Annotated in this window: 22 protein-coding genes; 10 read left to right on the top strand and 12 right to left on the bottom strand. The window is 43.0% G+C overall.

What is annotated here, in order from left to right:
* Positions 1–207: 207 nt before the first annotated feature.
* Positions 208–1140 (bottom strand): helix-turn-helix transcriptional regulator, encoded by a 933-nt coding sequence (locus QGT46_RS05555; RefSeq protein WP_148459381.1) that lies wholly within the window; start codon positions 1138–1140, stop codon positions 208–210.
* A gap of 107 nt (positions 1141–1247) precedes the next feature.
* On the opposite strand from QGT46_RS05555, the gene QGT46_RS05550 reads away from it, so the two are divergent.
* Entirely contained in the window at positions 1248–1883 is a 636-nt protein-coding gene (locus QGT46_RS05550) for a DJ-1/PfpI family protein (RefSeq protein ID WP_148459382.1), read from the top strand.
* A 34-nt stretch (positions 1884–1917) separates the two neighbouring features.
* Here the strand turns inward: QGT46_RS05550 and QGT46_RS05545 are convergent, their stop codons facing one another.
* From QGT46_RS05545 to glgX, 4 genes are all read right to left on the bottom strand, one after another.
* On the bottom strand, positions 1918–4140 hold the full coding sequence (locus QGT46_RS05545) for an ATP-dependent RecD-like DNA helicase (RefSeq protein ID WP_148459383.1): 2223 nt from the start codon (positions 4138–4140) through the stop codon (positions 1918–1920).
* Between the two features lie 104 nt (positions 4141–4244).
* Positions 4245–5249 (bottom strand): rod shape-determining protein, encoded by a 1005-nt coding sequence (locus QGT46_RS05540; RefSeq protein WP_006568322.1) that lies wholly within the window; start codon positions 5247–5249, stop codon positions 4245–4247.
* A gap of 160 nt (positions 5250–5409) precedes the next feature.
* On the bottom strand, positions 5410–6273 hold the full coding sequence (locus QGT46_RS05535; RefSeq protein WP_024729198.1) for a class I SAM-dependent methyltransferase: 864 nt from the start codon (positions 6271–6273) through the stop codon (positions 5410–5412).
* 33 nt (positions 6274–6306) lie between these two features.
* Positions 6307–8418, bottom strand: a complete 2112-nt coding sequence (gene glgX / locus QGT46_RS05530; RefSeq protein ID WP_148459384.1) for a glycogen debranching protein GlgX — start codon at positions 8416–8418, stop codon at positions 6307–6309.
* A 264-nt stretch (positions 8419–8682) separates the two neighbouring features.
* Here glgX and QGT46_RS05525 point away from each other — a divergent pair, with 264 nt between their 5' ends.
* On the top strand, positions 8683–9528 hold the full coding sequence (locus QGT46_RS05525) for a polysaccharide deacetylase family protein (RefSeq protein WP_024729196.1): 846 nt from the start codon (positions 8683–8685) through the stop codon (positions 9526–9528).
* A gap of 637 nt (positions 9529–10165) precedes the next feature.
* Positions 10166–10705 carry an HD-GYP domain-containing protein gene (locus QGT46_RS05520; protein WP_148459385.1) on the top strand — a complete coding sequence of 180 codons (540 nt, stop codon included), beginning with the start codon at positions 10166–10168 and terminating at the stop codon, positions 10703–10705.
* 324 nt (positions 10706–11029) lie between these two features.
* Here QGT46_RS05520 and QGT46_RS05515 read toward each other — a convergent pair whose 3' ends face one another.
* The 5 genes from QGT46_RS05515 to QGT46_RS05495 all read right to left on the bottom strand — a co-directional run bounded on the left by QGT46_RS05515 (position 11030) and on the right by QGT46_RS05495 (position 16147).
* Entirely contained in the window at positions 11030–12346 is a 1317-nt protein-coding gene (locus QGT46_RS05515; RefSeq protein ID WP_024729195.1) for an ATP-binding protein, read from the bottom strand.
* Between the two features lie 25 nt (positions 12347–12371).
* Positions 12372–14339 carry a DUF2207 domain-containing protein gene (locus tag QGT46_RS05510; RefSeq protein WP_148459386.1) on the bottom strand — a complete coding sequence of 656 codons (1968 nt, stop codon included), beginning with the start codon at positions 14337–14339 and terminating at the stop codon, positions 12372–12374.
* Between the two features lie 23 nt (positions 14340–14362).
* Positions 14363–14917, bottom strand: coding sequence for a LemA family protein (locus QGT46_RS05505; RefSeq protein WP_024729193.1), 555 nt, complete (start codon positions 14915–14917; stop codon positions 14363–14365).
* Between the two features lie 58 nt (positions 14918–14975).
* Entirely contained in the window at positions 14976–15491 is a 516-nt protein-coding gene (locus QGT46_RS05500) for a hypothetical protein (protein ID WP_301589880.1), read from the bottom strand.
* A 113-nt stretch (positions 15492–15604) separates the two neighbouring features.
* The gene (locus tag QGT46_RS05495) at positions 15605–16147 is read right to left on the bottom strand and encodes an NADH peroxidase (protein ID WP_024729191.1); all 543 of its coding nucleotides are present in this window, start codon (positions 16145–16147) and stop codon (positions 15605–15607) included.
* Positions 16148–16368: 221 nt separating this feature from the next.
* On the opposite strand from QGT46_RS05495, the gene QGT46_RS05490 reads away from it, so the two are divergent.
* From QGT46_RS05490 to QGT46_RS05475, 4 genes are all read left to right on the top strand, one after another.
* Entirely contained in the window at positions 16369–16635 is a 267-nt protein-coding gene (locus QGT46_RS05490) for a type II toxin-antitoxin system prevent-host-death family antitoxin (RefSeq protein ID WP_024729190.1), read from the top strand.
* Positions 16625–16930, top strand: coding sequence for a type II toxin-antitoxin system RelE/ParE family toxin (locus tag QGT46_RS05485; protein ID WP_024729189.1), 306 nt, complete (start codon positions 16625–16627; stop codon positions 16928–16930). Before QGT46_RS05490 ends, QGT46_RS05485 begins: the two co-directional genes overlap by 11 nt.
* A 310-nt stretch (positions 16931–17240) precedes the next feature.
* The gene (locus QGT46_RS05480; RefSeq protein WP_024729188.1) at positions 17241–17600 is read left to right on the top strand and encodes a winged helix-turn-helix transcriptional regulator; all 360 of its coding nucleotides are present in this window, start codon (positions 17241–17243) and stop codon (positions 17598–17600) included.
* A gap of 98 nt (positions 17601–17698) precedes the next feature.
* On the top strand, positions 17699–18250 hold the full coding sequence (locus QGT46_RS05475; RefSeq protein ID WP_024729187.1) for a cysteine hydrolase family protein: 552 nt from the start codon (positions 17699–17701) through the stop codon (positions 18248–18250).
* A 210-nt stretch (positions 18251–18460) separates the two neighbouring features.
* Here QGT46_RS05475 and QGT46_RS05470 read toward each other — a convergent pair whose 3' ends face one another.
* Positions 18461–19063 carry an ECF transporter S component gene (locus QGT46_RS05470; protein ID WP_024729186.1) on the bottom strand — a complete coding sequence of 201 codons (603 nt, stop codon included), beginning with the start codon at positions 19061–19063 and terminating at the stop codon, positions 18461–18463.
* Positions 19064–19277: 214 nt separating this feature from the next.
* Entirely contained in the window at positions 19278–19829 is a 552-nt protein-coding gene (locus tag QGT46_RS05465; protein WP_024729185.1) for a DUF2207 family protein, read from the bottom strand.
* Positions 19830–20602: 773 nt separating this feature from the next.
* Here QGT46_RS05465 and QGT46_RS05460 point away from each other — a divergent pair.
* Genes QGT46_RS05460 through QGT46_RS05450 form a run of 3 tightly spaced genes read left to right on the top strand, consistent with a single transcriptional unit; the run spans position 20603 to position 22682 of the window.
* Entirely contained in the window at positions 20603–21049 is a 447-nt protein-coding gene (locus tag QGT46_RS05460; protein WP_148459387.1) for a beta-alanyl-CoA:ammonia lyase, read from the top strand.
* A gap of 45 nt (positions 21050–21094) precedes the next feature.
* Complete coding sequence (locus tag QGT46_RS05455) at positions 21095–21487, top strand: hotdog fold domain-containing protein (RefSeq protein ID WP_024729182.1); 393 nt, start codon at positions 21095–21097, stop codon at positions 21485–21487.
* Between the two features lie 16 nt (positions 21488–21503).
* A complete protein-coding gene (locus QGT46_RS05450; protein WP_148459388.1) occupies positions 21504–22682 on the top strand; it encodes a CaiB/BaiF CoA transferase family protein in 1179 nt (392 codons plus the stop codon).
* The last annotated feature ends 4 nt before the right edge of the window (positions 22683–22686 follow it).

The raw sequence follows: 22686 nt of genomic DNA, 5'->3' as shown, positions 1-22686 counted from the left end.
TCACCTCGATATTTGATATTTATATTTTACCAAATGTTCGGATGGATTGATATATCGTGTTAAATTTTCAAGGTACAAATTTATATCAAAGGTCAATGACCTTTTGACACCCTAATCCTATGAAATAAAAAATCCTGCCAACAGCTGAAACGCCTGTTGACAGGATTTTTTCATAAATCTCTTAATTAAATTTATTTAATTTTTATCTTAGTTTTGATACAAGGCAGCTATGTCATGAATTCTGCGTTTCATTTCTTCGCGGATATGTGATGGCTCTAAACACTCGCATTTATCCCCGAAACTTAAAAGAATATCGTAGTAGTATTCGTTCTCTATGAAGGGAAAGCTGACAATGTAATGCTCTTCACCGGCTGGTGAAAAATCTTCATAAGAGCAAAAATCAAGCACTCTATCCATCACAGATTTATGAATTCGGATTTTGATTTCTGTTTGCAAAGTCTCCAACGTATCTGTAAAGTCTAAAATTGGTTTTTGATAATCTCGAAGTGCGAAAGTTTCCTCTTGCATTTGTAGGTTTGACATACGAGATAGTCTGAATAAACGAAAATCTTTTCTTTTATGGCAATATCCTTGTAAATACCAATGACTGCTTTTCATTACAAGCTGATACGGCTCAACTGTTCGCGTGGTGCTTTTTCCGCGGTGGGCTATATATTCAAACGAAAGTAGTTTATTTTCCTGCAAAGCTGATTTGATAATTTCTAAATATGTTTGTATGTTGCTGTTACCCAGCCATGGACTTAAATCTATACATATTTGATTTAATTTTAATTCAATATCTTTCGCTCTGTCGGCAGGGATAAAACTTTTTACTTTCGCAAGAGCATGCACCAGTTCATCACACCGGACTATATTGGAAAGACTGGAAAGCCCCATCAGAAGAGCGGAAAGGTCAGCAGTAGAAAAGACCTTTTTATCAATCTTGTATTCCGGCATGATTTCAAAGCCGCCGCCTACTCCTGATGCCCCGCGAACAGGAATCCCCGCCATGTTAATAGCGTCTATGTCGCGGTAGATTGTGCGGGGTGAAACTTCAAACATATCTGCTAACGCCTGTGCACCTATACGTTTTTTATCAAGGAGTATCATAATAATACTGACCAGTCTGTCTACTTTCATTTAATAATCGCCTTTCGATTTAGATTATGGCCATAATGCTGTCAACAATTACATAGTACAATGATGAAGCAAACAAATCAATGAAACAATGAAAATGGAGGAAATTTATGTTTACAATTTATGTTTATGTTCTTGATACTTTAGCCGACTGGGAACTGGGACATGTTATTTCGGAGCTTAATTCCGGAAAATTTTTCAAAAAGGGCGCGCAACATGTATTGCTTAAAATGGTCAGCTATTCTAGGGAACCAATCCATACAATGGGCGGGCTGACCATCGTGCCGGATTGCTTAATTAATGATATTGTTGTGAGTAAAACAAGTATGCTGCTCTTGCCGGGAGCAGATACATGGAACGACCCAAAGCATGTCGCTGTCATCGAGAAAGCAAGTGAATTTCTTACTTTAGGTGCTGCGGTATGTGCAATTTGCGGGGCTACTGCAGCGCTTGCCAACTTTGGGCTATTAGATCAGCGTCCGCATACCAGTAACGGGCCGGGATTTCTTGAAATGGTTTCTCCTGATTATAACGGACAAAGTTTTTATATAGACAAGCCATCAGTAGCAGAAAACAACCTTATTACTGCAAGCTGCACCGGGGCTTTGTTGTGGACAAAACACATTATTGAGTATTTAGATGTTTTTCAATCAGACACATTGGAATCGTGGTACAAATACTTCAGTACCGGTGAACCTCAATATTTCTTTGCACTTATGCAGACTTTGCCGTCTGAAAAAGGATGATATCAGTATTAAAGATCAAAAAGAACCGAGGCACCTAAGGCATCAGTTCTTCCTGTTCATTGATCCTCTGACAAAGCGTCGAATATCTCTTCTGTTCATTTACGTTCTCGATCATCTGCTGTACTGTTGACTTCCGGCCCACCATCGTAATACACTGTTTTGCACGGGTTACTCCAGTGTAGAGAAGATTTCTGTTAAACAAAACTCTCGGTCCCGTAAGCAGAGGCATGACCACTGCCGGATACTCACTTCCCTGTGACTTGTGGATCGTCACCGCATAGGCAAGCTCCAGTTCATCCAGCATGGAATAAGAGTATTCCGCTGCCCTGATATCGTCAAAGACTACCGTGACTTTCTCCGTGTAGTCATTGATCCTTATGATCCGTCCGATGTCGCCATTGAATACACCTTTGCCTTCTTCTACGGTAAATCCTTTTTCATTCTTTACTTCCCACTCCATCTGGTAATTGTTCTTGATCTGCATGACCTTGTCGCCTTCACGAAACAGGCAGGAAACTGCCTGTCTCTCCTGTTTTTCCTCCGCCGGAGGATTCAGATATTCCTGAAGCACTTCGTTGAGCTTATCGACACCCAGTTCCCCCTTGCGCATAGGAGTCAGCACCTGGATATCATACGGCTTGGCATTTACATAAGCGGGCAGCTTATCTCTCACCAGGTATACCAGAACACCTAAAATATCTCCGAGCCTCTCTCTCTCAAGGAAGAAAAAGTCCCTGCTCTTGTTATCGAGCTCAATAGACTTCCCCTCATTGATCCTGTGGGCATTGCTTACAATGTGACTGGCTTCATCCTGCCGGAAGATCTGATTCAATTCCACCACCTTAAAAGATCCCGAAGCGATCATATCCTTCAGCACATTTCCCGGGCCGACGGAAGGAAGCTGGTTGGCATCTCCGACGAACACAAACCTTGTACCCGGAACCGCAGCGCTTAAAAGGGAATTCATCAGAAAAATATCCACCATGGACATCTCATCCACGATGATCACATCGGTTTCAACAGGATTAGCGGCATTTCGTTCAAACTTCATGCTGTCCCCGCTGCTGGAATCCCCGTTCAGTTCCAACAGCCTGTGGATGGTGGTTGCCTCATATCCGGTAGCCTCTGTCATCCGCTTTGCCGCCCTCCCTGTGGGGGCCACGAGTCTGATATCCAGAGTTTCAGACTCAAAGTAGCGGATCATTCCGTTGATCGTAGTTGTCTTTCCCGTTCCCGGTCCTCCGGTCAGAATCACGACTCCATTTTCGGCAACGGCTTCTATGGCTTCTTTCTGTTTCTCCGCAAAGGTGATCTGAAGACCGTCTTCAATTTTTGCGATCATGGTCCTCACCTCGGAAACAGACACATCGTAAGTCATATTGAGATCACACAGCATCCTGGCCGTGTTAAGTTCCAGATAATACTGGGCCGCCCCGTAAATTCTTGTCTGGTCCTCTTCTTCCTTTATTATGATCTTTTTCTCTATCATCATGTCCAAAAGATGAGGTTCAATCATCTCCTCTTCCACCTCAAGCATCCTTGAAGTATTTCTTAAAAGGATTTTTTTGGGCAGATAGATGTGCCCCGACGCAAGGCCCTGCATCAGGGTATAAAAAATGCCCGATATGATCCGGTAATCCGAACTGCTGCCGATGCCTACCTGTCTGGCGATCTCATCAGCAATCTTAAATCCTACGCCTTCTATATCATCCGCCATCTGATAAGGATTATTCTGAATTACGCCGTACAGCTTATCACCGTATTCCTTAAAAATCTTCACCGCCAGATTGGTGGTAATCCCATAGTCGGACAGAAACATCATGGCCTGACGCATTTCCTGCTTCTCGGAAAACTCCACTGCAATGCTGCGTGCTCTCTTTTCAGTGACTCCTTTTACCTCTGCAAGCCTCTCCGGTTCCTCCTCAATGATGCGAAAGGTATCCATCTTAAACTTTTTGACAATCCTCTTGGCAATCGCAGGGCCAACCCCTTTGATGGCCCCGGAACCCAAGTACCGTTCCATGCTCTGAATGTCATCCGGCATAGTAACCTCATAAGAAGTCATCTGAAACTGGGGTCCATGTACCGGATGCTCCACATATTCACCTTCCAGTTCCATATACTCGCCTTCGTGCAGAAATTGGAACACACCGACCACAGTCTCCTCATCGCCGTCCATATCAAGACTCAGAACCGTATATCCATTGTCTTCATTCCGAAAACGGACATGGTCAACATATCCGGAAATCCGTCCCATGCTTCTCCCCTCCTTTATCCAAACGCCCGGCGTAACAAAACAACCAGGATAAAATACCCTGGTTGTCCTCTTCCGGCATAAAAAAGTGCTGAAAAACTAAGTGATTATTTCTCGCCCTTTTTGTCTTCTCCGGATAAAAATTCAATGTATTTTCCCGTTCCGATGGCAACTGCTGTCAGAGGATCTTCTGCTGTCATCGTGTTAATTCCTGTCTTAGATTCGATCAGTTCTTCCAGACCCTGAATCAGAGATCCTCCTCCGGTCAGAACGATCCCGCGGTCTGAGATATCGGCCGCAAGCTCAGGCGGAGTTCTCTCCAGTACATTGTGAACAGCGTCTACGATCTGGTAAGCAGGCTCTCTTAAAGCCTCTTCTGTCTCTTCGGATGTAACGGTAACGGTCTTTGGAAGTCCTGTCACAAGGTTTCTTCCGCGGACATCCATCGTTGCATTTTCCGGACGTTTGTAGACTGTACCGATGTTGATCTTAATGTCCTCAGCAGTACGCTCACCGATCAGTAAGTTATGTTTTTTGCGCATGTAGCGCACAATTGCCTCATCAAAATCATCTCCGGCAACTTTGATGGAAGTGCTGACAACAACGCCTCCAAGGGAAATAACGGCGATATCGGCTGTTCCTCCTCCGATGTCAACAATCATATTTCCGCATGGCTTTGCGATATCAATTCCAGCGCCGATGGCTGCCGCAACAGGTTCTTCAATAATGGATACTTCCCTTGCACCTGCCTGGTAGGTCGCATCCTCAACTGCCTTTTTCTCTACTTCTGTGGCGCCGCTTGGCACACACACGCTGATGCGCGGCTTCCGTCCGAAGATAGACTTTCCGACGGTGCGGTTGATGAAGTAGCTTAACATCTTTTCTGTCACTGTATAGTCAGAAATCACACCCTGGCGCAGCGGACGCACTGCCACGATATTCCCCGGTGTTCTTCCCAGCATCAGACGGGCTTCTTCCCCGATTGCCTTGATCTTGTTTGTATCTCTGTCAAATGCCACTACGGATGGCTCTTTTAAAACGACTCCTTTGCCCTTTGCGTAAACCAGGACACTGGCCGTACCTAAATCAATTCCGATATCTGAACCTGCCATGTTTCAAAATTCCCCTTTCGAATTTTCTATTATTATCATTATGTTAAATGTCAATTATTCGTATACACGCTCTTTTTAATTATAAACAAAGTTAGAAAAATTTCAATTGTTTTTTACGTATTCCAACAAAATTCAGCAAAAATTAAGATTTCTGAAATATCTATACCGATTCCCATCTGCCTGAGGCTCCACATGGCAGAACAAGGCCATTTGAAGAAACCGGCAGCCCGATCTCATCTGCCGTCACTTTCCCGCCGAACTTTGATTTGACTTCCGTTCCCAGCATATAGGAAAGCACAGCCGGCTGAAGTCCGGTCGTATAAGAATTGATCAGAAAAAATAAGGGGTTCTTCGACAAAATCTTTGTACAGAGCTGAACAAGCGGAAAAATCTTCTCCTCGATCTTCCAGATCTCTCCTTTCGGTCCCCGGCCGTATGACGGAGGGTCCATGATGATCCCATCGTAGTGGTTCCCCCGGCGGATCTCCCTCTCTACAAATTTCACACAGTCGTCCACCAGCCATCGGATTGGTTTGTCTTTCAGGCCGCAAGCCTGGGCATTCTCCTTTGCCCAGTTTACCATGCCTTTGGAAGCGTCCACATGGGTGACGGCTGCCCCGGCTGCGGCTGCCGCTAATGTCGCGCCTCCTGTGTAGGCAAACAGGTTCAGCACCTTCACAGGGCGCCCGGCCTTTCTGATCTTATCTGAAAACCAATCCCAGTTCACCGCCTGCTCCGGAAAAACTCCTGTGTGTTTAAAACTGAATGGCTGCAAATGAAATATAAGCTCCCTGTACCTGATATCCCAGGTCTTCGGGAGATCAAAGAACTCCCACTGTCCGCCGCCTTTGCTGCTCCTGTGATAATGTCCGTTGGGCTTCTTCCACTGCTTTAACTTCTTTGGTGTCTGCCATAAAACCTGAGGGTCCGGCCGTACTAAATAATAGTCTCCCCATCTTTCTAATTTTTCACCACAAGAAGTATCTAAAACTTCATAATCGTTCCACTGATCTGCAATCCACATCTTACATTCTCTTCCTTTACTTAAACTTTATCTTTAGAGACAGATGACATTTCCCTTCCGTCCCATTTGGTTCCCTTCTAATATGATAATACTCCGCTCTTCCAGCCGGATCTCCCCTCCGGGCAGCCGGCCGTTTTTCGGCTCGTCGGCCGTGTCTGAAAAAATCTCCCAGAAATAATCCAGTGGAAGTTCCGGAAGCCTCACGGTATGCGGCTCCCAATGCATATTCATCATAACATAAACAATGTCATCTGTGTCACTATCTTTTTCTCTCCCGGCAAACAGGACGCCCAGAAGGTGGTTTTCGTAATCCTCCTTAAACTTCCACGGCTCTTCTCCGTGAAAGCTGACCGAAGGCAGTCCGCACAGCGCATTCTTCCCTCTGGATCTTAACACCGGATGTTTTTTTCTGAACCGGATCATCTCTTTGACAAACTGAGAGATCTTATGATTTTCCAAAAGCAGATCCCAATTCAGCCACGAGATTTCATTATCCTGACAGTAGGCATTGTTATTGCCGTACTGGGTATTTAAAAATTCATCCCCCGCATACATCATCGGGACACCCTGGCTGGTCATCAGCGCCGCAAAAGCATTTCTCACAAGCTTTTTCCTGAGCCTTATCACATCCTGCCGGTCAGTCCACCCTTCTGCACCGCAGTTCCAGCTGTTATTATTGTTGTCTCCGTCTGTATTGTCCCATCCGTTATCCAGATTGTGTTTTTCATTATAGGAATAAAGATCCCACATAGTGAATCCGTCATGGCAGGTAATAAAATTTACCGAAGCTGTATCGCCGCGGCTCTCCCTGTCATAGATATCCCTGGAGCCGCTCATCCTCTGGGCCGCGGCTTTCACAAGGCCCGGATCTCCTTTCAGGAATCTTCTCATATCGTCCCTGTATCTGCCGTTCCACTCAGACCACCGGTTCCATGACGGGAACGTACCCACCTGATAAAGACCCGCGGCATCCCATGCCTCTGCGATTAATTTCACACGGCCCAGGATCGGGTCAAATGCCAGCCTTTCCAAAAGCGGAGGCTTGCTTAAGGGTGAACCGTCCTCACTTCTTCCGAGAATAGACGCCAGATCAAACCGGAATCCGTCGATCCGGTAATCCGTCACCCAATACCTTAAACAGTCCAGGATCATATTCTGAACGACCGGGTGGTTACAGTTCAGTGTATTGCCGCAGCCGCTGAAATTATAATATTTTCCGTCCGGCGTAAGCATATAATATATATTATTGTCAAATCCTTTAAAAGATATGAACGGACCGTTCTCATTTCCCTCCGCCGTGTGGTTGAACACCACATCCAGGATCACTTCGATATCATTGTCATGAAGTTCCCGGATCAGGTATTTAAGCTCTGTACCCTCTCTGTTAAATTCTTTCTCCGAGCTGTAGCTTGTATTCGGCGCAAAAAAACTCACAGGATTGTAACCCCAGTAGTCCAGAAGTTTCTTTCCATTGACATACCTGGTATCCCTCGTCTCGTCAAATTCAAAAATAGGCATCAGTTCCACAGCATTGATGCCCAGATCCTTCAGATAGGGAATCTTTTCCCTGATCCCGTCAAAGGTACCCGGATGTTTTACATCTGACGTATGGTGTTTTGTAAATCCCCTGGTGTGAAGCTCATAGATGATAAGGTCCCGCATATCCGCAGGTTTTCTCCTGGCTCTTCCCCAGTCAAAGTCATTGGAGACGACTCTGGCCCGGTAGCAGTCCCTGCTGTACTCGGGTTTTTCTCCCCAGTTGCTCTGACCTGTGACGGCTTTTGCGTAAGGGTCTAAAAGATACCGCTCCTTGTCAAACAAGAGTCCCTTTTTTAAATCCTTCGGTCCGTCAACTCTGTAATTGTATTCGATTTTCCGGATATCCAGGCCGAAAACGATCATCGAGTAAACATTTCCGATCCGGTAATTTTCCGGAAACGGTATTTCAGCGAAAGGTTCCTTTGCCTTTCTTTTATATAAAACTAATGTACATGCAGTCCCGTTTTTCGTATGTACGGTGAAACTCACGCCTCCTTCGATCGCTGTGGCGCCGTTCTGTAAGTAAAACCCCGGACGGACCTCAAATCCGTTTACCACATCCATCGATCTGAGCTGTCCCGCCTCTCCGATTCTCTTGATGTCCATAAAGACCATCTCCTTTATACTCCGTCAAATAAGGGTTATTCAAAAATTCTCACAATATGATATTTATTATAACACAAATTTTTCTTGTTCCATGTAATCTTCCAAACAGAAGCTTCCGCCCAAAAACAATGAAAAAAACTCATTATATATTCAGATCTGTTCACATACAATAAATTATAGCTTGTAATTTCACCCTGCCTTTCCATGTTCTTTTGTCAAGGATTGCTGGAAAACGGAAATACTATGTATGGATAGGAGGCACAAATGAAAAAAGGATTAAACAAAGGACAAACTGCAGTGCTGATCTTAATGCTGTCAATCATTGTTTTTCAGGGCATCTACCTGTTCAGGACCAGTAAAGAGACAAGTTCTCTTCAGGAATCCTCGGCTGCCAATGGAGAGATTCAAAAGAGCCGGAAGATTCTCCGCGAAATTACACAATTTAATCTGGGTGATTTCCCCTTTCTTCCCAAACGAGTCAATCCCGAGAAAAAACTCATTGCATTTTCATTCGATGACGGACCTTCCAGAAAAAATACGGAGAAAATACTCAAAGCCCTGGATAAAAACAATGCAAGGGCTACCTTTTTTATGCTTGGCCAGAATGCAAAATATTATCCTGACCTTGTAAAAAAAGTTGAGGAATCAGGCAATGAAGTCGCCGGACACTCCTGGAACCATCCTCTGCTCACAAAGCTCGGTAAAAAGGGTGTAAAAAAACAGATGTCACGGATGAATGAAGCCATTGCTTCTGTCACCGGATCTGATGTAGGACTTTTAAGGCCGCCTTACGGGTCTATTAACAGAACCGTCAAAAATACGGTCAAAGATCCGCTGATCCTGTGGAGTATTGATACTCTGGACTGGAAAACACTGAATGCAGATAAGACCGCTGATGCCATTTTAAAGCAGGCCAGGGATGGAGATATCATCCTGATGCATGACATTCATGCTCCTACGGCGGAAGCTGTGAAAAAGGTACTCCCTAAGCTTGAAAAGAAAGGCTTTCAGGTGTGTACGGTATCGGAGCTCTTAGAAGCGAGAAATATCACCCTGCATCCGGGAGATGTTGTGGTGAGTGCCAATGATGTGTATCGGTATAAGAAATAAAATGTACTTTGAATTGCCAGAAGAGCCGCCCGGTCTGCCGGACGGCTCTTCTGCAAAAGGAGTTTATTTCATTTTTGAGAAAAAAATTTGCAGCTGTCCTTCCTCAGCTGATGATTAATTACAGATTGATTATAATAGGATACAGCCCGCATTTTCTATCTCTGATTCTTCTTATACTTATAAATCTGATTGGCACTGATGACAACATGGCCTTTGCCTACGGTGATTCCTTTCGTTATTGGCGTATGATAACACCTTTTTCTTTTCCACTTGTTATACTATAATAGTAGATAGCAGGCAGAGAGGCAATGAGCTTTGTACTCCGGTACAGCCCGATGACTGGTTTACTCAGCATGAAATGGATTTTTTTGCAAATATGACCCACGAGATCCGCACGTCTATGAATGCAATCCTGAATATTTCTGAACTTCTGCTTTGATTACCGATGTCTGCAATATGATCATGGCAAGACTGTCCTGAACCAGGTCATGATGCTCCTGAAAGATTCCTATCATGTCTTTCCGGCCATTTCCGGAACTACTGCGTTAAAAACCATGGAGCACCAGATCTTTCTGAAATTCCAGTAATCTTTTTAACTTCCGGTACAGGTGATCAGACAGAAGCCGACTGTATATCTATGGGAGCATATGACATCATTGGCAAGCCAGTTGTAAAAGAGGTGCTTTTAAGCAGAGTTGAGAAGGCACTCGAACTGCTGGAGTATCGAAGAGATCTTCAGAAGAAACTGGATGAAAAAATCCGTCAGATGGAAACCGCCTATATTCAGACTATGGCAGCTTTAGCCAACACAATCGATGCCAAGGCCCCTGATACCAATGGACATTCTATGAGAGTTGCATACTATTCAAAACAGATCGCACGGCATCTTGGGTATACGGAAGACGACTGTGAGAACGTATATTTTATTGCATTACTACATGATGTAGGAAAAATAGGCGTTCCAGATGCTATTTTGAAAAAACAGGACAAACTGACTCCAGAAGAATATGAAATGATGAAAAACCATACCATTGTCGGTGCTTACATCCTAAAGGATATTAAAATGCTTCCCGGACTCTGTGAAGGGACACTATATCACCACGAGCGCTATGACTGCCACCCGGTGCTACCGAAAAGGAATGGACCCGGAAATTGCACTGCAGGAACTGAAAAATAACCGCGGCACACAGTTTGACCCCGACATTGTAGACACGTTTTTAGAAATTGCAGATCAGATGGAGGTGCCTGATTATGAGAATCATCTTATGTGATGATGATGCCGTCTTCCTGAAAAAGTATTCCCACAGGGCACACCGGTATTATTCTCACCGTCGGAAGAAGGTGTTCCAGGCAGGCCAGAGAGGCCTTTAAAATCTGAAGCGTGGAAGCATTGTAAACAAAAACAACTTGACGGGTATGAAATTCCATCTTCTCTAAAAAATGCTGTGTCTACAAAAGGGGCCATGCAGCAAAATCATTGCATGGCCCCTCTTCTATCCTATCAGGTTTCACTCTTTTCAATTCCCATCAGATAATTCACAAACTGCTGTGCCGTCCTTCCGGATATTCCCCCGTGGGACAATTCCCATTTATTGGCCTCTTTTTGCAGTTCCTCATCCGGCATCGTGATCCCTTCTTTTCTTGCAAGCTGTATCACAATGTTGAAGTATTCCTTCTGAGTAGGCTTAGAGTAGCTTATTGTTACACCGAACCTGTTTACCAGAGACAATTTCTCTTCCATCGTATCGGACTTGTGCATACCGTTTTCATTCTTCACATCATCCCGGTCGCTCCAAGTCTCCTTGATCAGATGCCTCCTGTTGGATGTAGCATAGATCAGGATATTTTCCGGCTTTGTCTCCACGCCGCCTTCAATAACTGCCTTTAAGAATTTATATTCTACCTCAAACTCTTCAAAAGACAGATCGTCCATGTAAATAATAAAACGATAATTCCGGTTTTTGATCTGTGCGATCACATTGGACAAATCTTTAAACTGATGCTTGTATATCTCGATCATCCTCAGGCCCTGGTCATAATACTGATTGACAATGGCCTTGATACTGGTAGATTTACCGGTACCGCTGTCTCCGAACAGCAGCACATTGTTCGCCTTGCGCCCCTGGACAAAGGCTTCCGTGTTATCGACCAGCTTCTTCTTCTGGATCTCATATCCGACCAGATCGGACAGAGTCACCTTATCCATATTGTTGATTGCGCGGAATGTAATGCCCCCTCCGGCTTTTTCCTCGATCCTGAAAGCCTTATTAAGTCCGAACATTCCCACGCCGTAAGCCTTATAAAAGTTTGTGACTACCCGGAAATATTCATGTTCATCGCTCGTCTGCTCCAACTCCCGGCTCAGCGCCCGGACTTTCTCGCTGACATTTTTGTTATACATAAGCTCCGGCTTTCCAATCGCTTTATAGTCAGAAAGACGGCTGAAGCAGTCCACTCCCAGATATTCTTCAATCTTCGAAAAGTCATAGTCAAACAGCTCCTTAAATGCCCGGAAATCATTTTCCGCAAAATAATTCACGCTTCCTTCTCTGGCGCCTACCTTTTCACAGGTAATGCTGAATGGATTTTCATTGGTGATCAGCAGAAATGTCAGGTAGTTATGCCAGAGGTTCTCATCGAATCCATAGTCTGTCGCCACCTGAAGGATACGTTTGATCTGCCTGAAAACCCTGGTCGTCAAAACTTCCTTCGTCTGGCTTTTCTCATCCATGCAGCGGAAAATATCACTGAGCTGCATCAGAATGGAGTCAGGCTCCATATCACCATAGATCAATAACTTTGAAACATTTTTATACACTTGTTCCTCCACCTTTCATTTTCTTCTACCAGCTTCCGCCTCCGCCTCCGCCGAAACCGCCCCCGGAGAATCCCCCTCCGCCAAAGGAGCCTCCTCCGAAGCCTCCGCTTCCGGATGATGTTTTCGGGGGTTCCGGCACGGAAAGAGTATTCGTCACATGGGCCATACTTCCCATTAAACACCGGTTAAAGATATAATAATCAAAAAATGTAAACTGCCGGTCTGTTTCATACCAGTCAGGCGCAGACAGACCGAGATCTTTTAATTTCTCAGCAAACACATCGGAAAGACCGAATACATAGGCATACGGCATGATGTGATAAAACATCTGCGGCTGATCTTTTGCCAGCATTTTCATTCTGTCCAGCTCCGCGGTCTCAATGAAATCACGGAGTCCCGCCAAATACCCCATCCACTCAATACACTGATGGGTTCTCTTTTTCATAAATCCGGTCATCAGGATCATTCCGCCGGTCATAACAAGCACTGCGGCCAGGACCCAGATATAGCTGAAAATCTCTCCATTTCTGACTCTTACAACATAGCTTCCTGTGTAAGCTGCCGCAGACAGAAAACTTAAAGCAAGACCCCAGAATACCCACAGCCTCCTGCTGTCCCTGCTTTTGGCATACCAGCTGTCCACCGCGGCTGTAAATAAGATCATCCCACCGAACAACAACATCCATAAAATGGTCTGAACGATGATCCTTGCGATCCCCGTATACGAATAAACACTTGTAACCGCCATAAATAATCCCAAAGGAAGAGCCGCAAGCACCATTGAGATCCCTCTTGCCGCTTTTGAAGCCGATGTATAAATACTAAAATGCTTTTCTCTTCCGAAATACCGGATGAGTTTACTTTTTGCCACATTAAGAGTATCCGCATATTTATATTTCAGATCGTCAATCTTTACATCATCCTTACCGTTGAATAAGTCGTCAAACATAATCCTCTGGTATGCCGGCGCCGAAGCTTCAAGATCCGACTTTCTATGGAAGGTAAGCTTCCCTTTCTTTTCTTCAATGGTGAGGTATCCCCTGTCTGCCCAGTAAAGAATCAGGGAGAGCATTTCCTTGTCCTGAACTTTTCCATCGATGATGTAGCCCACTCCGGCACTGTCAAGTCCCTCCGGCGGCTGATACTGGATCGATGGAATAATTTTTTCATCCCTGCCGAACATAAGGAACATACAGAGGACAACTGCGAATATGATCACCGATGGAATTAATATTATCCATGGGACTGCAGTGAGCTGCTGGTTCCCGCTGAAATATCCGGCATCCATTTCTGCAAAGCAGGTAAGACCGGAACCAAGTGGAAGACTTTTCTTCAAAGTCCCTGTCACTGTAAGATTTTTTTCGTCTTTTTCCAGCGACAGAATATCTCCGGCCTCTTTTGTCGATCCATATTCCCCACAGTAAAACTTCAGCCGGTCCATATCAAACTTTTTCGGAAACTGGATGGTAAACCTGCTCCCTGCCGGAATCTGGTTCTGCCACTGTGTCGGAAAAATATTATAGTAGATGTTATCATAACTTTTCTGCTGGAATTTCGGGCTGAGAAGGTATTCAAACTTATAAATCCCTTCCCTCACTGTCTTGTCTTCATCTCCAAACCGTAAGACCCTGCTGCCGTTTTCACTGCTCTCATCCACAGTTTCATTGGCACGGAGCAGTTTTACAGAAGCATAGAAAGGTGTTTTCTGAATCTTCCCCTTTTTATCATAGGAAGCTATGGTCCCTTTTCTTGGGATATAGCGGTAAATGCCATGACGGTCTTCCATGAATCTCACGTTTATTTTTTCTGTAATGTCATAGGAACCGTCGTTTCCAACCACAACCTTTGTCTCAAACTGCTTTGTATACATGTAAGGGTCTGACTCCACACTGGACGGAGACAGCCCTGATATGCTTTCCAGTGCAGATCCTGCCCCTATACACAGGACCAGCAGGACAACTGCGATGAAGCCGGAGCCCCATAATTTTTTCATAATGACCTCCCTGCGTCAGAGCACTAGAACGATACTTTTACATTCTCACGCTCAGCCTCATCGCTGATCTCATACAATGGTTTTCTTGTGAATTTAAAAATACCTGCCACAATATTTCCAGGGAACATCTCTGCCTTGGTATTGTACTTGTTGACAACTCCGTTGTAATATCTTCTGGAACCTGCGATCTCTTCTTCGATCCTCTGAAGCTGATCCTGAAGCTGTATAAAATTCTGGTTTGCTTTCAAATCCGGATAAGCTTCCGCGACCGCAAATAAAGAACGCAGTGCGCCGGTAAGTACATTTTCATTGGCAAGCCTTTCTTCCGGATCTGAAGCTCCCATGGCCATATTTCTGGCTGACACTACCTTTTCCAGCGTCCCCGCCTCATGTTTTGCATAACCCTTAACGGTTTCCACATAATTTGGGATTAAATCATACCGCTTTTTCAGGGATACATCCATCGCAGAGTATGCCTCCTCTGTCTTATTTCTCAGGGTAATAAACCCGTTATACGAACTGATCAGCCAGATCACCAATACTGCAGCAATTACTAATATAACTATCAATGCTATCATTCTCTTTTCCTCCTTTTATGTTTGATACCAGTATACCACTAAATATCTTTGCAGGGAACTATGACATTCTGTCCCTGTGGATCTTCACATGCAGCACAATACTCTTTTCTCTTCCCATCCGGTCGTCTGTTTTCAGCATTACCTCCCCGGGAATATAATTGGAAAAACAAATTTTTTCTGCTGAAACCCGGTAGTTGTGCAGCCATTCCCCGGGTATTCTCCGATCAATCCTAATGCTGTCTGTTTTAATATGTCCCGGTATTCCTTCCAATGGAATTTCAACCCTGCCGCCGTCTGAAAGGAAGCCTGCCCAGCCCATATGGCTGCAAATACAGTAAAGTCCTTTCTTTCCGTCTGAGCGGTTTGCCATTTCTACCATTCTTGAACAAATCTTTTCTTCATTTAACATCTCAATCTTCACCTCATAATTCGTTTTGCTTAGCTGTTTCGGATCTTTATCTTTAGTATACCCATCCTGAACAGACGGAAAACATCCCAGCGCGTAGTGCGCATCTTTCAGCGCAAACGACGCAGCATATTCATAGGGTATGCTGTAAGATTCATTTATGTGCAAAAGAAGCCGGGAATGCTCCCGGCTTCTCATATGAAATAGAGGTGTATGATCAAGAAAAGTGTATGAATTTCTTTTTTACAGCCTTTGATCTGGCTGTGGGAAATACTTAAGGTCTATCCGAAGTATCTCTTCAGTAATCCTTCAAAAGCTTTTCCATGGCGGGCTTCATCCCTTGCCATCTCATGTACGGTGTCATGGATTGCGTCTAAGTTTGCTGCCTTCGCTCTTTTTGCAAGGTCAAACTTACCTGCTGTCGCCCCATTTTCTGCTTCTACTCTCATCTCAAGGTTTTTCTTTGTGCTGTCTGTCACGACTTCTCCGAGCAGTTCGGCAAATTTTGATGCATGCTCTGCTTCTTCCAGTGCAGCTTTTTCCCAGTATAATCCGATTTCTGGATATCCTTCTCTGTGTGCTACACGGCTCATCGCAAGATACATGCCTACTTCGGAGCATTCTCCTTCAAAGTTTGCTCTTAAATCTGTCATGATGTCTTCGCTGGCTCCCTGTGCCACTCCGACTACATGCTCAGCAGCCCACTCTCTGTCTCCTGTCTGCTCTTTGAACTTCTCTGCCGGAACTCCGCATGTAGGACATTTCTCCGGTGGAGTATCTCCCTCGTGAACGTAACCGCATACTGTACAAACCCATTTCTTCATAATAATGATCTCCTTTTCTTTTGATTCTATGTTTTGTTTTTTTTATTTTCTGTCCAAGATTTTTTAATAACAGTAATTGTTATTGTTTTCTTGTTGAGATAATAATATCATTTGTTTTTTTATCTGTCAACGGTTTTTTTAAAATTTTTAACGCCCTTTACTTTATATCATTATATTGATATAATTATATAAAAATATGTATATAAGAGAGGTGTAGAAAAATGATCATCAAAGCATCCGCATCATTGCGAAATGACTATACTACTATTTCAAAACTTGCAAAAGAAACCAAGGAGCCGATATATATAACCAAAAATGGCGAAGGAGATTTGGTTCTCATGGACATTGCTGCTTTTGAGAAGAGAGATCAGATTTTACAGCTGCGGGCAAAAGTTCTTCAGGCAGAACAGGAACGAATTGAGGGAGAAAAAACACTCAGTGTTTCAGAGGCAAGAAAAAAACTGCAGGAGCGGGCAAATGAAATGTAAAATTGAAATTCTTCCGACTGCATGGGAAGACCTGAAAAAAATAGAGGATTATTATCTTATACAGTTTGACTCAGAAACAGCACTAAAGGTAAGCGAACACATTTTAGACACCATAGAACGCCTGTCGGAATTCCCCAATTCAGGATCTGTAACTCCCGATACCTGGCTGAATGAAAAAGTATACAGAATGGTGATCTGTAAAAAACATATAGCAATCTATCGGCAGATGAAAGACATCATATATATTTATCATATTGCAGATACACAAACGGAGTATACAAAACTTTTTTATTAAAGAAGGATAAGCCTTTTTTCTTTTGTTTCATAAGATTTCTCTAAGGTTTGTTTATACTTCATTTAGAAATGTTTATCTTCTATACATTGAATTAAGTATTGATTCTGATATACTTTAAACATGCCTTAATCCTGCAGGGTACATAATTACCGGATGTATTCCCTGCCTGGTATAATAGTTTTTCATATATATTTTTAATCCTCTCTTTTCATTAAACATAGGACAAGGGTGTTTTAAGACAACTGACCAGTATCAGCTGTTTTAAACACCCTTGTTCTATGTTATTCTCTTTATAATGGAGGATGATAAAATGAAACTTAGAGAGAATTATACCTGTCCTTTAGAACTTGTCCACGACATGATAAGAGGCAAATGGAAAACTATAATTATTTTCCAGCTAAGAAAAGGAAAGTGTTCTTTTTCTGAACTTCACCGCGGCATTGAAGGTATTACTCAAAAAATGCTTTTAGAACAATTAAATGAGTTGAAGCAGTTTGAATTAGTAACTAAAAAAACATTTGAGGGATATCCCCTCAGAGTGGAATACTATTTAACAGAACAGGGTGAAAAAATGCTTGCTGCTGTAAAGATCATGCAGGAAATCGGAATCGATCATATGCTTCACCATGGCATGAAGGATTCACTGGACAGAAAAGGTATCCCTTATTAAATATTGTATATACGAAAAAGTAAGTAATTTACTTTCTCATATCTTTCTTTTATTCTTTTCTGTAACAACTAATTTCATTACAGAAAGGATATGTTAGAATGAAAAAAGCATTATTGATTATCGATGTGCAGAATGATTATTTTGCAGGCGGAAAATGTGAGCTGGTTCATCCAGATGAGGCATTAAATACGATCAAAAGGCTGCTCCGGTCATTCAGGGCTGAAAACCTGCCCGTATTTTATGTTCAGCATTTATCTGATTCAAATGCAAATTTTTTTATTCCGGAAACACTCGGGTCATGTATCCACGATTCAATTACTCCACTTGAAAGTGAAAAAATTATTGTTAAGAATTATCCCAATAGTTTCTATAAGACAGACTTACAAAAAGAACTCAGCGATGCAGGAATCACGGATCTCGTCATATGCGGAATGATGACGCACATGTGTGTGGACACAACAGTACGTGCTGCAAAGGATTATGGATATCATGTAACTCTTCTTTCAGATACATGTGCAGCAAAAGATTTAAACTGGAACGGATCAGTTCTGTCTGCCGATACCGTTCATAATGTTTATATGGCCTCCTTAAATGAGAAGTTTGCAGATGTAATGACAAGCGAAGAATATTACAATATGTATACAAAATAAGTTCCCTAAGAATTTTCTAAGATTTGTTTATATTTCGTTTATAATTGTTTATTTTCTATACATTGTATCTCGAAAGGATTCTGATATACTTTAAATATAGTTTTTCATATATTTTAATCCTCTCTTTTCATTAAATATAAAAACAGGTTCCGTCCAACCAGCGGAACCTGTTTTTGTCTTGCTGTTCTTGCTTTTCACTCTGCATGCTGCCTAAGTATTTTTCAGTGCCTTATGAAGGATCTTCGCGACTGTGCCTCCGACGACAGACCCTGCCAGAATTTCGACCACTGCATTGACTCCCACAAATGCACAGATAAACATCAGCGGATTCAGATTGCCCATGGTAGAATTGAGGTTCTGGAAGTATTCTGTATTCCAGTAGCACAGTACCATGACACCCATAAAAAATACGGTGTTTAGAAACGGCGCACAAAAACCTCCGATATAATAGCGGGCAGTCTTAGCGCTTTTGCCTCTGCTCAGCGCCTTAAAGATCACTCCTGTCAAAAATCCCATAAGCGTCCTTGTAGGCACTGCCACCAAAAAGGCATAAAACGGATTGATCCCAACCAGGACTGCCCCGAATGGATTCATCCCAAAAAATCTTGCAAAACTGATAAGTCCGAATGACAGTCCCAGCACTGCTCCGGCTGCCGGTGAAAAAATCATGGCTCCCACCCCTACCGGGATCGTAAGGAGCGATATTTCCAGTATCCCAAGTCGTAAATATCCAAGCGGTGTAAATGTCATAATAAAAATGATGGCTATGAACAGAGCAATCTGCACCATTCTGAGAACTTTTTTGTTTCCCACTTTTTCAACCTCCTGTATTTCCCTTTATATTACCATGCCGTTACAGGATTCTACAAGTTCTTTTGGAAAAACACTCCTTTTGCCACACCGATCTCACCGGCTGCCGCCTCCTCCGAAACCTCCTCCGGAACCTGAAGAACTGTCTATGTTAATCGATGTATTAAAATCCTGATGAAAGTCTTTCATATATTGAGCCCTGAATATGTAATCCCCTTCAGCGCTTCCAAACCGGCATTTCCACATTCAGCTTCTCCAGCTTATCTGCGTAGATTTCTGACAGACCAAATACATAAGCATAAGGAAATATATGATAGAATAGATTCGGAAACTGTTCACCCAGAGCTTTCATTCGGTCCAGTTCTGCATTTTCTATGAAATCTCTTAGCCCGACAAGATATCCCATCCACTCAACACATTGCTTCGTTCTTTTTTTCATATATGCGGTCAATAGAATACCTGCAGTAATCAGATCTCTTTTTCTGTCTTCCAAAGACAAAGAATACCAGTGATCTGTAACATGCAATATAATAAAAAAGCCAATACACACTGCAGCAAACATATACATTTCATAGTGCTGCTCATCTTCACTTAATATCCCGTACTGTGTACTACATATCATAAATGCTGCTATTGGTATCATGGTCAGAATACTGCTGATGAATCTTGCCACTCTGGACCCTTCTGTATAAATCATATCCTGATAATAATTCTTTAATTTTTCTTCTGTTGCTTCTACTGCCCCTGTCATTCGCTCCGGAACATTCATCGTCGAAAGAAATGGTTCCTCCTGTGTAAAATTTAATCTGTGAAGATCTTATTTTTTTCGGGAAATGTATCGTAAACCGACTTCCTTTTGGAATAGAATATTTCCACTGTTTACTTTTGTCTTTTCATTACCCAGTTTAGTACAAAATTTCCATTCTTTTTAGCATACGATGCATATGTATTGATATTATTTACATCTAATTTCAAATCAGCATAATATAAAAGTTTATGCTCCTTATTCTCTTTATCTTTATAAGACTGCATTCCGCGAACCGGTATGTTCCGATAAATACCGTGCCTGGGTTTAAGAAAATCCACCTAAATTCCTTCGGTTATAAAATAACTCCCATCTGTTTTCAATGTAACATCCGTCTCGAAAAATAACAAGCAAGCCAATACTGACTATATACTTTTTCATTTGCTGCCCCCTGTCTCAAACTTTGTGTGTCATTTTTACAACTATTGTCATTATACTATTTCCATACTCATTTGCCTATATCTGATAATTTCTTCAGACAAAAGTCTTCCCTATTTTTATCCCTCCTTAATGTATATCCACATGTAAAACGTAACCATGGAAGCAAAAAGTTCTTACCGTTTCATAAGATCTCTGATAATTATCATTAAAATCAACCCTCCCCCACAGGACAGTTGTTTTCTTTTACCTAAAAAAGTCCCCAGCCATTTCTAAAATAGCCATTGACTGTGCATTTGCCGGATGCATTAAAGTAAAGTCAAGAGCAAAAATTAAACAGCCACAGGAGGTAAGAAATTATGAGAACAGAAGCATTTTTAAGCTACAAAATGACTACAGCAGATGCCAATAATCCGGAAGGTGTAATCCCGGTTGGCAGACAGTTTGATTTCATCGGCGATGTAGAGACAGAACTGATGATTTTAAATGATGGGGACGAATCCCTCTGCCTCGGTTATAACGATGTGAAATTCATGGAAGATGCTTACGTGGGAGACCAGCTGGACTTTAAGGCAACTATGGTCAAAGTAGGAAACACATCAAGGACCTGCCTGATCCAGACTTTTAAAGTGGCTACTCCTGCAAAGAGACTCGGAATCGAAGGCGCTAAGGATGGAGATATGTACTATTTTGATGAACCTAAGCTGATCACAGAAGGAAACGTTATCCTCGTAGTTAAAAAACAACTTCAGCGGGGAGTACAGCCGGATGGAACGGTCAAAGATCCATGGAAAGCAATCGATTAATATTACATATTAGGATAGATATAAACAAATCAAGGAGGTTTTGATATGAGCGAACAGACAGTAACAATGAGATACAGAATGTCAAGCAGAGATGAATTTTATGGCGGAGGTGTAGTAAACGGCGCACGCTCCATTACTTATATGGGTGATACCGCAGACCGCTTAATGGCAAAAGTATGCGGCAATACAGGAAGATGCTGCCTTGTGGAAAAGATCCGTTTATATAACCCTGTCTTTGCCGGGGATTATATGGAATTCATCGCAAGAGTCACAAAAACTGAAGGAAATAAAGTCTACATTCAGTGCCGTTCTTTTAAAGTGGCCCAAATTCCTGAAGAACCTGAATTTGAAAGTTCTATTGATATGCTCAGCGATCCGGAGATCTCAACCGAGGCATTCTTTGTTTATGAAATTCCGGAACATAAAATGAAAGCTTAGATAAAAGGAGGAGTACATGAAAGCATTAGAAGGCGTTAAAGTTCTGGATCTGACACATGCATATAACGGACCGTTCTGCACGACCCTGCTGGCAGACAACGGAGCCGATGTCATAAAATTTGAGCCTATCCAGGGAGACCAGTGCAGAAGCTGGGGACCGATCGATGAAAAAAGTGGTGAAAGCGGGTTTTATGCATTCTTAAATCGTAATAAAAAAGGGGTCACCCTGAATCTTAAAAACGACAAGGCCAGACAAATCTTTTATGATTTAGTAAAAGATGCCGATGTGGTCGTTGAAAATTTCCGGGCCGGTGTATCCAAAAAATTAAAAGTAGATTATGAAACATTAAAAAAGATCAATCCGAGCATCGTATATGCTTCCGGTTCCGGCTTCGGACAGTACGGTCCGCTGTCTAACCGTCCTTGTTACGATATTGTTGCCCAGTCTATGGGAGGAATGGTAAACATGACGGGATTCCCGGACTCTCCTCCTACCAAAGTAGGGCCTTCTATCGCTGACAATGTGACCGGAATCTATCTGTGTGTAGGCGTCCTGATGGCACTGTTTAACAGAGAACGCACCGGACAGGGACAGCAGGTAGATGTTGCTATGGCAGACACCATTTTCAGTCTGCTGGAAAACGCCATTGTTACGACGACTATGGATGGTGTGATCCCTCAGCGTCAGGGAAATATCGACCCTTCGATCGCTCCATTTGATATCTATGAAGCCAAAGATGGATATATTGCGATTGGTGTGGGCAACGACCGCCTGTTTAAAACTTTCTGTGAGACCATCGGCCGGGAAGACCTGCTCGATGATCCGCGTTATAAGACAAATGATCTGAGATGCAAAAACTACAAAGATGGTCTGCAGCAGCTCATAAGTGAATGGGCTTCCTCCAAAGGAAAAAAAGAGATCGAAGCTCTGTTTGACAAAGCCGGTATCCCATGCGGTCCTGTACTGGATATGCAGGAAGCCATCGACCATCCGCATTTCCAGGCGAGAGAGATGATGGTTCACATGGATCATCCGACCATCGGAGAAATGTATTTCCAGGGTTGTCCGATCAAATTGACTGAGACTCCAGGCAGTGTAGACACTCCTGCTCCTCTGTTGGGACAGCATAACAAAGAAGTGTTTGGTCTCACGGATGAGGAGCTGGAATCACTAAAAGCCGAAGGCGTAATGTAATTAG

The organism is Anaerostipes faecis, from assembly GCF_910574135.1.
GTDB lineage: Bacteria > Bacillota > Clostridia > Lachnospirales > Lachnospiraceae > Anaerostipes > Anaerostipes hominis.
This window is presented reverse-complemented; position numbering and strand designations above follow the sequence as displayed.